The sequence below is a fragment of the Chrysiogenes arsenatis DSM 11915 genome (genome assembly GCF_000469585.1).
GTDB lineage: Bacteria > Chrysiogenota > Chrysiogenetes > Chrysiogenales > Chrysiogenaceae > Chrysiogenes > Chrysiogenes arsenatis.
In genome coordinates, this window is sequence record NZ_AWNK01000001.1 from 149,491 (window position 1) to 163,764 (window position 14,274).

The following is a 14,274-nucleotide window of genomic DNA, read 5'->3' on the forward strand; positions in this document are numbered from 1 at the left end:
GATCTGGGACATCCTGCTTGATCAATTAGCGCGCCAGCCGTCTCGTCCTAGCACTGTTGTCATTTCTTAAATCGCTGACTTGCTGTTGAACTTCGCGCACAACCCTTTCGAATTCTCCGATAGAATGCAACGCATTCGATACTTCCGCCGTTATTTCCTGTAGATCTTTATTCAGCGCTTGGATATTGCGATCTTGTTCTATCGCAGCGTAGCCGACCATCCCATTGCTTTGGTCAATTTCTTGCGACAGATCCATAATGTCCTTAAAAATCCCACTCGTTGTGGCAATGACCGCTACCCCTTCATCGACTAGGCTCCGTGCTTTTCCCATTTCTGACGATGCACTCTGCGTTTCCTGATACAGGTTATCCACAATGCTGGAAACTTCCCGTGTTGCCAGTTGCGTCCGTTCGGCCAGCTTACGCACTTCGTCGGCTACCACGCTAAAACCTCTGCCTGCTTCACCAGCTCTGGCTGCTTCTATAGCAGCATTCAGCGCCAATAGGTTTGTTTGATCGGCAATATCGTTGATACTCGATAAAATCCCTGTGATTTTACTAGAAGACTGCGAAAGCTCTTCGATAGTTGCACCAAGGTTACCGGTTTTTTCGTTGATTTGCCCGATACTCACTACCGCTTTATCAAGGTGGCCACTCCCTTCGTGAGTGCGCTGATTAGCAAGGTTGGTTTTCTCGATTAACTCCCGAAAGCTTGGTATAGCGACGGAAGACGCCGACGCCATATCCGCCATTGCGTGAGCGGTTTTGGCGAGAGTTTCTGTTTGCTGACGGACGCTGTGAGTGATCTCGTCTGCCATAGCAGATAATTCACCAAGTTGGTTGGAAAGTGATTGTACCCGCTCTTCATTGACGCTGCCAGCTTGAGCCGAAGAAGCAAATTGCTCCTGAAAGGCAAGGGCGTGCGAAAACTCTTCGCACTCGCGTAGTTGAGCATCGTGGTCGTCATTGGCGAGTAACTGAACGCACCGTTCGAGTCGCAGAGCCGAACTCCCAAGGATACTCCGAAATAGCACTATGTTAAGCGACATGCCGACGAGTATAGTCAAAAGAAACACCGCGAATGGTGCACTGAGCAGCGACGTTCCGGTTACTCCATAAGCGATTCCACCAACAACGATTGCTACACACCAAATTCCCACAGTAGCAAACACAAAAGAACGGTGACTCTTCACGAGAACCTCCCCATCACAAATTTTCTCTCATTCGCATGTATCTAATTGCTAAATGTTACTGCGTATTGCAGTGCAAATCAATCTTTTCCTCATACCGAAGCGAGTCAAAAAACATGCTGGACAATCAAGGCGGGGTTCCATAAAGTACGCGTTTTCTCGGATTATATATTATGCTTAGGAGTTACAATGAATAGCATTGCTCAAGATTGCGTTTCCGCAGCACTCAACACGGACGAATCATTGGTTGCCATCCTGAAAGGACTCATTATGGACGGCGTCCGACAGGCAAACTCAGGTCATACTGGCGGAGCTTTTTCTTCTGCTGATTTTGCGTATACGCTCTTCAAAAAGCACCTCCGTTTTGACCCTGACGATGCGGCGTGGTGGGGGCGTGATCGCTTTATTCTTTCAGCCGGACACGAATCAATGTTGCTCTATTCACTCCTGACGATGGTCGGCTATCTCGATACAAGCGAGCTCGCTCGCTTTCGCCAGCTTGGCAGTAAAACGCCAGGACATCCTGAGTTCGGTTATACGCCAGGGGTAGAAGCCACCACCGGCCCACTTGGACAAGGAATTGCCATGGGCGTTGGTATGGCGCTTGGCACCCGTATTGCTCAAGCGCATCTTGGCAAAGGGATTATTGACAACGCGACCTATGTGCTTGTTGGCGATGGCGATTTGCAAGAACCAGTTGCCTTGGGCAGTGCCCAGTTGGCCGGACACTATGGCCTTGATTCACTGATCGTGTACTACGACTGCAATAAAATTCAAATTTCTGGGAAAATTTCCCGTAACGACAGCACCGACATCCCTGCCATGTTCCGCGCCTTCCAGTGGAATGTTGTCGAAGTTGACGGCCATAACCGCCAGCAAATTGATGCGGCACTCACGCTTGCTCGTCACGGGAATGGAAAACCAACTATTATCATCGGTCACACGACCATGGCACATGGCTGCGCGACTATGGAAGGCGACAAAGAGACGCATGGCTCTCCATTGCCGCATGCCGAAATTGCCGCCACAAAAGTCAAACTCGGACTTCCCGAAGAGCCGTTCTACCTTCCAGAATCAGCACTGGCTGATTTCCGCAGCCACTACCCAGCGTTACGCCAGTCACGCCAACAATGGAATAAATCAGTTGCTCAGGCACGCCAATCATCTGCGCTCGCCCCTTTGGTTGCTGAATTTATTGACGGAGTACTTCCTGCCGTACAGTATCCTGACCTCAACAGTAAAATGGCGACACGTAAAGCGTTTGGGATGGCACTAGAAGCCGCAGGAAAAGCGTGCACGGCGCTCGTAGGCGGTTCTGCCGACCTTGAGCCGAGCAATAACACGACGGGCTTTATGAAACATGTTGGCGACTATACCAAGCAAAATCCTGCCGGAAGATCGTTGCCTTTCGGTGTTCGCGAATTCCCGATGGGGGCGATTACGAATGGCTTACAGCTTTTTGGCATCAAGTCATTTGGCGCGACATTCCTGACGTTTTCTGATTACGAACGGGGTGCCATCCGCCTTGCGGCACTGCAAAATATTGGTACGATGTTTATTTTTACTCACGATTCTATCTACCTTGGTGAAGATGGTCCGACGCATCAGCCAGTTGAACACATTCCGTCGCTCCGCCTTATACCGAATTTGCTTGTTATCCGCCCTGCGGATGCTCCTGAAACGGGTGCCGCGTTTGATTTTGCCCTGCGCACAAAACGCCCAACGCTCCTTTCGCTAACCCGTCAAGATCTGCCAGTCGTTACGCAAAACTACTACCAACAGGGTGGCTCTATTGAACGCGGCGGCTATGTGTTACGTCAAGAAAACGGCACGCTTGGGCTTGTTATCATCGCTACTGGCTCCGAAATAGAACTCGCGCTCTCTGTTGCTCAGACGATAGAAGCAGAAGCTCACGTCGGTGTTCGCGTCGTCAACATCCCTTGTGTCGAACTTTTTGAAGAGCAATCGCAGCACTATCGCGACGAAGTGATTCCGACAGCTGTACGGAATCGTGTGTCTCTTGAAGCGGCCACTACTGCAGGGTGGTACAAATATGTTGGGCTTGATGGTTTGGCTATCGGTATCGATACCTTTGGCGAAAGTGGCCCTGCCGAACAACTTGCGGAGCACTTCGGGTTCACCGCAACACACGTTCGTGCCAAAATTCAGACGAAATTTGGCATATAACTCATGGCACAAGCCACTCTCAACGAAATTTTCTGGTCAACACAAGGCGAAGGGGTGCTCATCGGAGTGCCCCAAGTTTTCGTTCGCTTTCAGGGGTGCAACCTTTCGTGCGCATACTGCGATACGCCAGCATCATTGTCGCATGTCACCGATACCTTCAGCGCTTTCGGGGTAACACACGACAACCCGTGTCAGCTTGACCAACTCACGGGGTTTCTTGCCCACTTTTTGCCGCGCGTCCATTCGGTTAGCTTCACGGGAGGGGAGCCAACCATGCAGCCTGAGTTTCTTACTGAAATAGCGCAATGGATGGCAACACATGCTCCCGGAAAATTTTACTTGGAAACAAATGGAACCAACATCGCATGGCTACAGGAAAACAACACGCTGATCGACATCCTTTCGGTTGATCTAAAAAATGAATATTGGCGCCAGTCGCTGCAGCAAACGCCGGACGCACTGGTTACACTCCTAGCGAAGCGGCATGGCGCACACCCGCACGACCAACTCAAAATAGTGATTACGGAAGACTTCCTTGATGATGCCGCATTTTGGCTCGATTATTTTTGCGAACACAATATAGCGACGCCAATCATTTTCCAGCCCTGCACCAAAGAAGGGGCGTTTTCTGCCGTTCGGCACGCGAGCCAACTGGTAGCCCTATGGCGCGGAGCTGGACTGGATGTTCGTTTAATTCCCCAAGTACACGGAGTCCTGCAAATCCCATGACAAAAAAAATTGCTGCGATAAGCCTCTCCCTTCTCTTTCTATTGTTTGCAACCGCTAGTGCGGAAACACGTTATGTCATTATTTCCATAACGCAACCGACGGATGAAAAAATACACGTCATGATGAAAACAGAGAATCTTTTTTCTCGCGATCTGCTTGACGCGCTTGATGGCGGAGTTGAAATTCGTTATCGCTATCGCGTTGCCATCAAACAAGCGAGAACACTGTGGTTCGACCGTACTCTGCGTAACTTTGATGTTGAGAAGGCAATCCAATATGACGGATTGCGGCGAATTTACCTTGTCAACGCACAAGAAAATGGGTCGCCACTGATCAGCATGGAATATTTGCAAAAGAGCGAGGCAATGGAAGCCTTCGCCACACATACCGTGCACTTATCCAAGGCTGACACAGACAATTCGTACCTTATTGCATTCGCTTACTTAAAGGAGTTTTCCAATTGGTTTCCCGTGCGGGTATTTGTGAATACCTTTGCCGACTGGGAATTTGAGACGGCAAACGTACGGATTAACCTTTCGAAAATTGAGTGACAGTACAACATGCAACAACGACCCACTTCCCTCTATCTTGGTGCCGTTGGGGCTTTGGCGGCAATTGTCGCCTTCAACATCCTCTTCTTTGTGGAAGCGAAAGAGCAGGGGGTATTTCCTAACCTAAGTGTATTTTTCTTTGCCAACATCAACCTGCTCCTCTTTATTATCCTCGCTTTCTTTGCCTTTCGTAGTTATGTCAAACTTATGATTGAACGGCGCCAAGGGCATTTTGGCGCGAAGTTTCAAACCAGATTAGTGCTCATCCTTACCGCTCTTCCGCTCATCCCAATTATACTTTTGGCACTCTTTGCCAGCGGCATTATTGGCAATACCATAGAAAAATGGATGAACGATCAAGTTGACCGTGGACTCGAGCACGGGCTTGATATTGCGAGGCACTATTACGACCGACTGGAAAACGATGTTACCGAAAAAGGTGGCTACATTGCCGCCAATCTCCCTTCGACAGGACTCACCAACCTTGATCGCTTGGACGCCTATTTGTACGCGCAAAAGTCACAACGCGGTGTCGATTACATCGCGCTGCTCTCACCGACAGGCGATCAGATTGCTTCAAGCGGCATATCACCTGAAATCATTCGTGATGCAATCGCGCTCCCAATGTATCCCACCTCGTATACCGCACGCGGCGCAAGCCATGTTGTCAGCGTACATCAAAAAAAATTCCCCCAGCATGCCGAACCTTTTTATATCGTAGTGGCCATTGCAGCACCTACCGGATTGGCTGATCAAGTGATCGCCCTACAGAATGCCACCATTGATTATCGCTCACTGAAAATTCATCGCGATCCACTCAAGTGGGGATATTACCTTGCACTCGCATTTTTCTCGCTCCTCGTCCTATTTGGATCAATTTGGAGTGGAACGTATATAGCGCGCCGCATCACCGTGCCGATACAAGAACTTGCAGCGGCAACGCGACGTGTCAGCGAAGGTGATTTGAACATCCAAGTGCAAGTTAAAGCTGAAGATGAAATTTCGACACTGATTGAATCTTTCAATCGGATGACCCAAGATCTCCGGCTGTATAAAGAAGCCATGGAGCGCTCTAATCGTGAACTGTTAAAAACAAATATCATCCTAGAGGAAACCCGCCTCTTTCAAGAAGTCGTGCTGCGGAGCATTTCGACTGGGGTTATCTCACGCAACCCAGCGGGTGAAGTTACCTTTATCAATACCACCGCAGCACGCATCCTTGAATTAGAGCCACCGTCAGATTCAGCCACTCCGTTCCCTGACGAATGGTCACCACAAAGCCCCCTTGCCATCCTTTTACGCTCCATAGAAACCTTGCGCCAAGAAGGGGAAAGTGAACTGAAAGGTGAATCGGTTGTCCATTCAGGTGGCAAAGATCGCACCCTTTTCTTTGAAGTTATCGCGCTGTATGCAGCAGAAGAACAACGCTACCTTGGTGAAGTTATTGTATTTGACGATATGAGCGCCGTCATCCGCTCCCAACGCCTTATGGCTTGGCGCGATGTCGCCCGCAAGATTGCCCATGAAATTCGCAATCCGCTGACGCCAATTAAGCTGAGTACCGAGCGTTTATTAAAAAAATATGACGCGCTTTCGCCGGAAGAGTTCAAATCATTGCTTGAGAAAAGTAGCAAAACGATTATTCAGCATGTCGATACCATTCGCCTAATGGTCGATGAATTCAGCCAATACGCTCGGATGCCCAAGGCCACACTGGAGCAGGGGGACATTCTCCTTGCGATCCAGGAAGTACTTGACCTCTACGCCAATTCGCATCCCGATATCCATTTTGAGGTAAACGTCGAGGGAGATTTACCACTGCTTCCATTTGACCACGAACAAATGCGCCGTGTATTTGTGAATTTGTTTGAAAACGGTGTCGCGGCAATGGAAGGTACTGGCTGGTGCAAAACAACCATCATACGTAAAAAATTCAGTCTCGAAATACACATTACCGATTCGGGGGAAGGGATCAAAGAAAGTGATTTAGCGAAAGTATTCGAACCTTACTTTACTACCAAAGATGGTGGAAGTGGCTTAGGACTGGCGATTGTGCGCCGAATTATCGAAGACCACTCTGGCACGATTATCGCCATCAACTCCCCGACGGGCATAACCACCTTCGTGATTGAACTTCCCCTCGCCAGCACTCAGTAGCTACCCGCACGTTAGAATTTTTTATCAACCCGCGCTAAAATCCCTGTCGCTGCGCCATTTTCTTCGGAATGATCCGCACTTGGTGAATAGTCAAGTCTTACCATCAGGCGACTTGCCAGCAAGAAGGGCGAAGAAACCCCAAGGGAAAAACCCGTAACCGTGCTGTCGGCAAAGAACGTGCCGCTCTCTGCATGATCATTCCTAAAGTGCAATACCGTCCCTTCAACAAAAGCAACAATATACGAGTTTTCAAATCGAGCAACTTTTTGCGCATACGAAAGACCACCCAGATAGTAGGAGTCGGCAGCGATCTCATTCTGGTACCAGCCGGGAATATAGGGACGATTTTCATCATACAGCACCGTACCGCCAATACGGAACTTTGTATCACGGTCAAGCCCTTGCCCATGACCGGCCATAACTTTATACCCCACGGTGCTGTAGCGATAATTATGATACCCACGCCAGCTGAATGTGTATTTGATAAACTGTTTCAGGTTTCCCGAAAGGGTATAATGCGCCTCGGCAGGTCCCCATGTAGAATAGTTTTTCCGCTGACCAATGACCGCTTCCGCTTCAATGCGATTGGATGTTTTGGGGTGGTAATGCATGTCTTCCGCAAGATCGCCTACGATGGCACGAACCGAAGCGGTATACACTTGATGATTGACGGGGCGATCAAAAGCGGTTGATACAATCGCATCAGCATCAGCCGCCGGATCGGCGGCAGGAAACGTCGCCGCATCTTTGTAGCTCTTGCGCTGATACCCAAGTCCGACTTCGATATTGGCATGCTTCCCAATTGGAATGCCTGCTCCCGCCTCAATGCCATATTGGGTTCGCCCATACGCTTCTTGCTGCCGCTTTTTGCCGTACACATACTCCACTTGCTCCTGCTCACCAAGGTCAGCCGAAAACTCAAGAAACGTGTACATAAACAGGGGGTTATACCGGTTGACCAGTCGAAGTTCTATCCGTTCGCTGTTCAGCTCTGCCCGCAGCTCATCAAGCGTACCCAGAATATCTCTGTTTTCATACACGACTTGAAAAAGGCCATGCGTATCGCTTTCGCCTTTACTATCGGGCGCATACGCGCCAAGACTGACGGATATACCGCGATTCGGGTTATGTATGTCGTAGGTCGATACGGGAGAGGCTGACGAGGGGGTAAACAACCCGCCCAAGAGCGCTAGTGCCACAGGAAAGAGAGGGATAGAGTGACGACTCACCATGAGGCTCCTCACGAAAGAATTCAACCGTTTATACCGACTTTCCCGTGATCTGGCAAGCTGCTGTACACCTATTCCTGCGATTTTATCCGAAAAGAGCGGCGGTGAATCGGCGAAAGCCCGTACTCACGGATCGCCTGCAGGTGAAGCGCCGTTCCATACCCTTTATGCCGAGCAAAACCATATTCGGGATACTGCTCGTCAAAAGCGGCCATCAAACCGTCACGGTACACTTTTGCTATGATAGAAGCGGCCGCTATCGACAAAGAACAATGATCCCCGCCAATAACTTTTACTGACGAATACTGTGGTGCAAACGCTCCGTCCATCCCATCAACTAGGAGTCCATCAATATGTCCAACAAGGCCGGCGACCGCCTGAGCCATAGCGTGCCGCGTCGCTTGCAAGATATTTATGCGGTCAATGTCGGTTGCATCAACACAGGCGATAGCGTACCCCAAAGCATTTTCTCGTATAAACGCATCCATCTCCACCCGTTTTTTTTCCGTCATCTTTTTGGAATCGCGAATAGCCGGGTGGTCGCAGGCTGGCGGCAGCACAACCGCAGCAGCACACACGGGCCCAGCGAGAGGCCCCCGACCAACCTCATCAATTCCGGCTATGTATGACCACTGGCGTGCGTGACGCACAGCCTGATCAAATTCCCAGTAGGGCGTCGCCATCGTCATGAGTCCAGACATCTCGCAATCCGTTCAATACGGAGTGCTTTCCCTTCAGCATCCGTTTCAACGAACACCCCGTGCAGGCGAATATCGGAGAGCTCAACTTCAAACTTTGAAGGGATTTGATACAGATAACGATTCACCACGGAGTCATAGCGCATCCCGATCACGCCACCCATTCCGCCACACATACCCGCGTCGCTCAAGAAAGCCGTCCCCGCATTGATCCGCTCGTCAGCGGTCTGCACATGCGTGTGTGTGCCAATGACGGCACTGACGCGCCCTTTGAGATAGTGAAATAACGCCGCTTTTTCGGAAGTCACTTCGGCATGAAAATCGATAAATATCGTCCGAACATCGGCGGGAATAGCATCAAGGAGCGTATCTGCCATCCGGAACGGACAATCAAAATTCCCCAGAAATACGCGACCAATCAAATTGATAACGGCTATTTTTTCCCCTGATGAAGTTTCAAAAATCAGCATCCCTTTTCCAGGCGTTCCTGCAGGGTAATTTGCGGGGCGAAGAATGAGTGGATATTCATCCAGCTTGTCAGCGGTCTCTTTTTTATCCCAGATATGATTGCCACTTGTAAAAAGGTCTATACGGTGAAAACGAAGTTCATCATAGACCTTGCGCGTTACCCCAAAGCCTCCGGCACTGTTTTCACAATTCGCGATAACGATATCCGGCTGATAATGTTCAATAATGTCTTCACTTAAGTGCGATACCGCTTTGCGCCCGGCTCTCCCCATAATGTCGCCAAAAAAAACTATTCGCATTTCGTCACTTCCCTTCTCGTTCCCATTTTGGCATAAGCAGGGCAAGGCACAAAAGCAAAAAATGAGGCTACAGTCTCTATTCGCGCCACGGTAAAATGCCGAAGAGTGAATAATTCCGGTAGATATTGTGACTTATTTGGTATAAATAAAGCACGTTTAGCGCGAGTAATTTTTGAATGTTTTCCGAGGGAGCATCGCAGCCATGAGTGAACCAACCTCAACGATGGTAATGACCGAAAATATCGCGGCAACACTCAACGATCATGCTATGAATTTCAATATACTGCCTGATGACCTCGATTTTACCATATATGAAGAGAGTAAGCCGTTCCAAACGAGTGATGGCAACTATGCAAAATCATGGAAAATTTCGATTACCCCTCGGCCACCAAAGTCTGCGCATCGCCCCATTATGGACATTCGCCCCAGCAGTGAGGACCCTGATCTTTTCGAACTCCTTGTGTACCGCACGAGTCGATTCGATGCGAGTGACCCGAAACTTTTCGACTACATCACGAATGAAATCACCAAACTATTAGCACTCCGCCGCATTGTTTTTGGCATTGTCCCTGCCAAAGAGCTGCGCATTATTACGACCAACATTATGGAATCTTTTGCGACGGGCTCTATCCCTGAGAAGTTTCTGGCTTATCCCATTGCCTATGGACAAAAAATTGTCAATGGAACTGACTCCAAGGTATCGTACCACTTTGATAAGTATAACGCAGTTGGCAAAGAAACCGCGAATGGTGGCATTGACTATTCTAAAAAAAACTTCACCCAATACGTGGAAGCCAATAAAAAACTTTTAACGTTTCACCGCCCTACGCTGGGGCAGCCCGGCATTTCTCCGTTGGGAAAAATCGCCAAACAATATCAAGGTCAAGAAGTAGAAATATTTCCGTTTAAAACCATTTCACCGAAACTAAAACTGATTGACCGCGGCCCAACGCTTGAACTCTACTCACTGAAGGCAGGAAACTTCTCTATCGATGCCCAAAAAGTAGCCGATATCCGTGATGACATCACGGTGCAGGGCGGCATTAACCTCGGCGTTACTGGTGATATTTACTTCGATAAGGATGATCGTAAAGATGTAAACGTCAGCAACGAAGGGGTCCTCACTGAAGCAGTCGGCTCAGGCCGTACGGTGCAAGGCGAACATATTAAAATCAAAGGGAATGTTTCGTCGAATGCCACGCTGCATGGACGCATTGTTGAAGTGGAAGGGAGCATTCACCGCACAGCGAAATTGATCGGTGACGATAAAGTCATTATTACTATGGGGAGTGGCGCGGTCGAGTCTCCCTTAGTCGAAGCCAAAAGCTTCCAACAGGGTGCTATTACCAGCGACAAAGTTACCATCGCTGGCGATGTCATTAATGCGAAAATTATTTGCCGTTCTTTTCTCGGGCAAGGAACAATGAGGAATACTGAGCTGATTGTGGCAGGTCCGATTGTCGAAATTGCGGCCATGTCGGGCGAAGAAAATCTTATCATCGTCGACCCCTATCAAGTTCCCGTAACCAGTAAATTATTGAATAAACTTGACGAAGAAATCAAAGAAATGGAAAACAAATTGATTCAACTGACGCGTGAAATCAAAAAAGTCGCTACGGAGATGCAGATGGATAAACCACGTGTTGAAGCCGCTGTCAAAAGCATTCGCAACTCCAAAGCTCAAGGGACACCTCCATTAGCCAATGCAGCACGGCAGCTACAAATATTTCAGCAGAAAAAGTCGATTTTCGAGCGCCATAACGAAACCTACAAAGACCTCAGTACGCAGTTCAAAGCATTAAAAGAGAAGAAAGAAGAGTTACTGGCCGGGAGCCGCTCCACGGTCATAAAAATAGCCAAAGGAGCTGGGAAAGGGAGTCGGGTGCGGTTTTTCGGACAAGATCACCCGGTTATGTTTCACCTCGACGGTTCTGGCAGCGTAACCGCTTGTCCGCAGAAAAAAATTCGGATATCGCATGGCTAAAGATAATTTTGGCATGCTGCGCGAAAATGTTGTCACCGACAATATTGCTTTGACACTCAAGCAAATTGCCGATGAACAATCGCTGCCAGTTGAACAGATGGACTTTACCCTTTCCCATACCTCGACCCCCTTTCGAGATGGCGAACGTTTTATACGGCACTACACTATCGACGTTTTCACAAAGGGGTTCAGCCCAATTGAGCTGCGCTTTACGCTCCGCCTTATGGGTATCGAACTGATGATGCGAATTGAACGCGAAACCAAAGTCGACACCGCCCTCGTTTCGCCCGTTGAGATTTTAGCTGCCATTCACCGGGAATTAGCTCTTGCTGGAATTGTTTATGGTTTATTTGATGATGATATTCTGTACACCGTAGCGGCGAAAATATTCCAAGCTTCAGCCACACGTAAACCATTTGATGACGCGCTTTTTCCGATAGCCCGCGGGCAGGTTGCTCACAAAAGCGACACCCCGCTTGCTGAGCCGGAATACCATTTTGACCAGTACGATATTCTACAAGGGGAAAAGCGCTCCATTGTTGATGTACTGGAAAACAGCCAAGATACCTTCATTACACGCAGCGGTGATTTGCTTATTACGGTTCCGGAAATACCCGTGCGCTTCCTACACATCAGCCCATATGGCGAAATCACCCGTCCACACAATACACAACCACTCTTTTTCCGCAAAGTATCACCAAGTATCCGCACAGAAAAAACAGAGGCTTCAGCGCGCTACTATGCGCTTTGTGATGGCTATCTCGCCTTACGCGACCAAACGCTTACGATAGTTGAGCAACTTACTCTGCGCTCTGGCGTCTCCCTGGGAGAGACTGGCGACATTACCGCCACCGACAGCGACATTCGCATTGAAGCCCCAGATGGTCAGCACGACGCGGTTGCAGCCGGAAGAATCGTCGAAGGGAAAAATATTGTCATCAACGGACATGTCGGCGCACGAGCCATTATCCGCGGAGAAAATGTAACCATCAATGGCGTACTCCATAAAGATGCAACCGTCGAAGCGGTCAATAACGCTACGATTAAAATTTCCAAAGGGACGGTAAAAGCTGATAATGCCACTATTCATATGCTAGAAGCTGGCTTGGTAGAGTGCACCGCTATGGTTGAAGTCACGGGAAAGAGCATGCAGAGCGTGATCCGATCACCGCAAATTTTTATCAACGAAATGGTCAACTCCAGTGTAACCACCGGCGGTTATCAGGTCATCATCACAAATGTCAGCGATGGCAGCAATTTTATTATTATTGACCCGCTGATCATCGACTCCGTCAAAGAGCGATACGAAGCTGCACTCAGCAAAAAAGCCACGCTCATTAAAGGAATACAAAATACAAAAAAGAATTACATTAATAAGCAAAGCCAAATTGCTGACCTCGAAAAACAACAAGGTGGCATGGTGGCCAAAATTGAAGAGATGCGCAAAGCGTCCCATCGCATCCCAGCTGTTTTTTCAAATATCATTGACCGCTACGATCGGCTGAATGAAGAAAGAAAGCACTATAAAAAACAACTTCTCGAAATGCTTAAACTCCTGAATAAGCTCGACGACCTCATCTACCGCGTTCAGCACGTAGAAACCATGACATCCATCACCGTCAAAAGAAATCTCCCCAAAGGCAATGTGTTGAAGTTTGGTAAAAACTCGTCGCACACCGTAATTGATCAGGATCGCAAAGCCGTTATTATCGTAAAAACACGCGACAAAGGGATCGAATTTCTACCCTACACCGAGGGGTAACGTCCCGATAATCTTAAAACGGCCGCGAGCCTCCGCAATAACATTCCCTTCTGGCGTCGTAATCATCGCCTCCCCATGAGCCACTTTCCATTTTTTCGGAAATAACTTGCCCGTCAATACTGCTGGCTCTAACGCCTGCAGCGGCTGATGCAGCGTAATTTGCAAGTCATGCGTCACAATCATATAGCCCGCCATCGAACCTATTTTCCCCATCGCCTCATCCAATAACGCACTCAAAATCCCACCATGAATAAACCCATTGTAAGACTGATACGCGGCGCCTATTCGCAAGTGAGCATGTGAAGTAAGCGCTTCGGCATCAATGGTAAACGGTACTTGCAATCCAACGGGATTCGCCGAACTGCACACAAAACAGGTATGCGGTGGCACGTTGCCAGCACCATCACCCCACTTACGGTGGGGAATATCGACCCCTAACAGTGCGGCAAAACGCCCTAAATACTGTGAAATTTGCCCCGAAAGCGTCCCTATTCCAGTGTAAAACTCGGGCGCAAACGGCACAATCTTAACGCGAAGCCGAGCAAGTTTGGTGAGATTTTCTAAATGAATGGCGTGTAATGGACTCTCACGAGGTGCCAGAAATATCGATTTTCCCTCTTTAAGACAGACGTCAAATACGCGTTCGGCCAATGTGCTTCCAAGCCCCTGTACGACACGAGCACAATACCCCATACTCGCGGGAAGGACAAGTAAACCATCAGGAGCATGAGAGCCACTCGCAAGGGGTGAAAAATAATCTGACGGATGGTAAAGGTTCGTAGCATGAACGATACGTGCCGCCTCGCGCCACTGTGTTTCTGCGTCAAGCGTTGCGAGTGCTCCTGGTGAATACCCACTTTCAAGAAGCATGTTGGTAGCGCCTTGCATGGTTAAGACAACACTTACCGTGCGCCCAGCCTGCTGGAGAAGGTCAATCATCCGCAACCCTAATTGGCTGCCGCTGGCACCAGTTATCACTACTGCGATATGCTTCATCCCGCCTCCATCTTGCTTCTCACGC

The 14,274-nt window shown here is 48.9% G+C and carries 11 protein-coding genes; 6 read left to right on the top strand and 5 right to left on the bottom strand.

The window, feature by feature from the left end; all coding sequences use genetic code 11:
* Window positions 1–25: 25 nt before the first annotated feature.
* Complete coding sequence (locus P304_RS0100655) at window positions 26–1,192, bottom strand: methyl-accepting chemotaxis protein (protein WP_027388967.1); 1,167 nt, start codon at window positions 1,190–1,192, stop codon at window positions 26–28.
* 186 nt (window positions 1,193–1,378) lie between these two features.
* Here P304_RS0100655 and tkt point away from each other — a divergent pair, with 186 nt between their 5' ends.
* The 4 genes from tkt to P304_RS0100675 are packed head-to-tail and all read left to right on the top strand — an operon-like array spanning window position 1,379 to window position 6,813.
* Complete coding sequence (tkt, locus tag P304_RS0100660; RefSeq protein WP_051321279.1) at window positions 1,379–3,376, top strand: transketolase; 1,998 nt, start codon at window positions 1,379–1,381, stop codon at window positions 3,374–3,376.
* A 3-nt stretch (window positions 3,377–3,379) separates the two neighbouring features.
* Window positions 3,380–4,105 (top strand): 7-carboxy-7-deazaguanine synthase QueE, encoded by a 726-nt coding sequence (locus P304_RS15795; protein WP_051321280.1) that lies wholly within the window; start codon window positions 3,380–3,382, stop codon window positions 4,103–4,105.
* Window positions 4,102–4,656 (top strand): DUF4390 domain-containing protein, encoded by a 555-nt coding sequence (locus P304_RS0100670; protein ID WP_027388969.1) that lies wholly within the window; start codon window positions 4,102–4,104, stop codon window positions 4,654–4,656. Before P304_RS15795 ends, P304_RS0100670 begins: the two co-directional genes overlap by 4 nt.
* 9 nt (window positions 4,657–4,665) lie before the next feature.
* Window positions 4,666–6,813, top strand: coding sequence for a sensor histidine kinase (locus P304_RS0100675; protein WP_027388970.1), 2,148 nt, complete (start codon window positions 4,666–4,668; stop codon window positions 6,811–6,813).
* Between the two features lie 11 nt (window positions 6,814–6,824).
* On the opposite strand, the gene P304_RS0100680 is transcribed toward P304_RS0100675, so the two are convergent.
* From P304_RS0100680 to P304_RS0100690, 3 genes are all read right to left on the bottom strand, one after another.
* Entirely contained in the window at window positions 6,825–8,042 is a 1,218-nt protein-coding gene (locus P304_RS0100680; protein ID WP_160164988.1) for a BamA/TamA family outer membrane protein, read from the bottom strand.
* 71 nt (window positions 8,043–8,113) lie between these two features.
* On the bottom strand, window positions 8,114–8,743 hold the full coding sequence (locus P304_RS0100685; protein WP_034763458.1) for a ribonuclease HII: 630 nt from the start codon (window positions 8,741–8,743) through the stop codon (window positions 8,114–8,116).
* A complete protein-coding gene (locus tag P304_RS0100690) occupies window positions 8,728–9,507 on the bottom strand; it encodes a TIGR00282 family metallophosphoesterase (RefSeq protein WP_027388973.1) in 780 nt (259 codons plus the stop codon). The genes P304_RS0100685 and P304_RS0100690 overlap by 16 nt, the downstream gene beginning before the upstream one ends.
* Window positions 9,508–9,709: 202 nt before the next feature.
* Between P304_RS0100690 and P304_RS0100695 the strand changes: the two genes are divergently transcribed.
* Together P304_RS0100695 and P304_RS0100700 are read left to right on the top strand one after the other, a co-directional pair.
* On the top strand, window positions 9,710–11,491 hold the full coding sequence (locus P304_RS0100695) for a flagellar assembly protein A (protein ID WP_027388974.1): 1,782 nt from the start codon (window positions 9,710–9,712) through the stop codon (window positions 11,489–11,491).
* Window positions 11,484–13,253 carry a hypothetical protein gene (locus tag P304_RS0100700; RefSeq protein ID WP_027388975.1) on the top strand — a complete coding sequence of 590 codons (1,770 nt, stop codon included), beginning with the start codon at window positions 11,484–11,486 and terminating at the stop codon, window positions 13,251–13,253. Before P304_RS0100695 ends, P304_RS0100700 begins: the two co-directional genes overlap by 8 nt.
* Here P304_RS0100700 and P304_RS15800 read toward each other — a convergent pair.
* On the bottom strand, window positions 13,233–14,249 hold the full coding sequence (locus P304_RS15800; protein ID WP_051321281.1) for a UbiX family flavin prenyltransferase: 1,017 nt from the start codon (window positions 14,247–14,249) through the stop codon (window positions 13,233–13,235). The genes P304_RS0100700 and P304_RS15800 overlap by 21 nt on opposite strands.
* Window positions 14,250–14,274 lie beyond the last annotated feature (25 nt).

What these genes read in the sequence shown, in the direction of transcription:
- P304_RS15800 (WP_051321281.1), bottom strand. Translation starts at nt 14,249, where the DNA reads ATGAAGCATATCGCAGTAGTGATAACTGGTGCCAGCGGCAGCCAATTA.
- P304_RS0100700 (WP_027388975.1), top strand. Translation starts at nt 11,484, where the DNA reads ATGGCTAAAGATAATTTTGGCATGCTGCGCGAAAATGTTGTCACCGAC.
- P304_RS0100675 (WP_027388970.1), top strand. Translation starts at nt 4,666, where the DNA reads ATGCAACAACGACCCACTTCCCTCTATCTTGGTGCCGTTGGGGCTTTG.
- P304_RS0100690 (WP_027388973.1), bottom strand. Translation starts at nt 9,507, where the DNA reads ATGCGAATAGTTTTTTTTGGCGACATTATGGGGAGAGCCGGGCGCAAA.
- P304_RS0100670 (WP_027388969.1), top strand. Translation starts at nt 4,102, where the DNA reads ATGACAAAAAAAATTGCTGCGATAAGCCTCTCCCTTCTCTTTCTATTG.
- P304_RS0100695 (WP_027388974.1), top strand. Translation starts at nt 9,710, where the DNA reads ATGAGTGAACCAACCTCAACGATGGTAATGACCGAAAATATCGCGGCA.
- P304_RS15795 (WP_051321280.1), top strand. Translation starts at nt 3,380, where the DNA reads ATGGCACAAGCCACTCTCAACGAAATTTTCTGGTCAACACAAGGCGAA.
- P304_RS0100685 (WP_034763458.1), bottom strand. Translation starts at nt 8,743, where the DNA reads ATGTCTGGACTCATGACGATGGCGACGCCCTACTGGGAATTTGATCAG.
- tkt (WP_051321279.1), top strand. Translation starts at nt 1,379, where the DNA reads ATGAATAGCATTGCTCAAGATTGCGTTTCCGCAGCACTCAACACGGAC.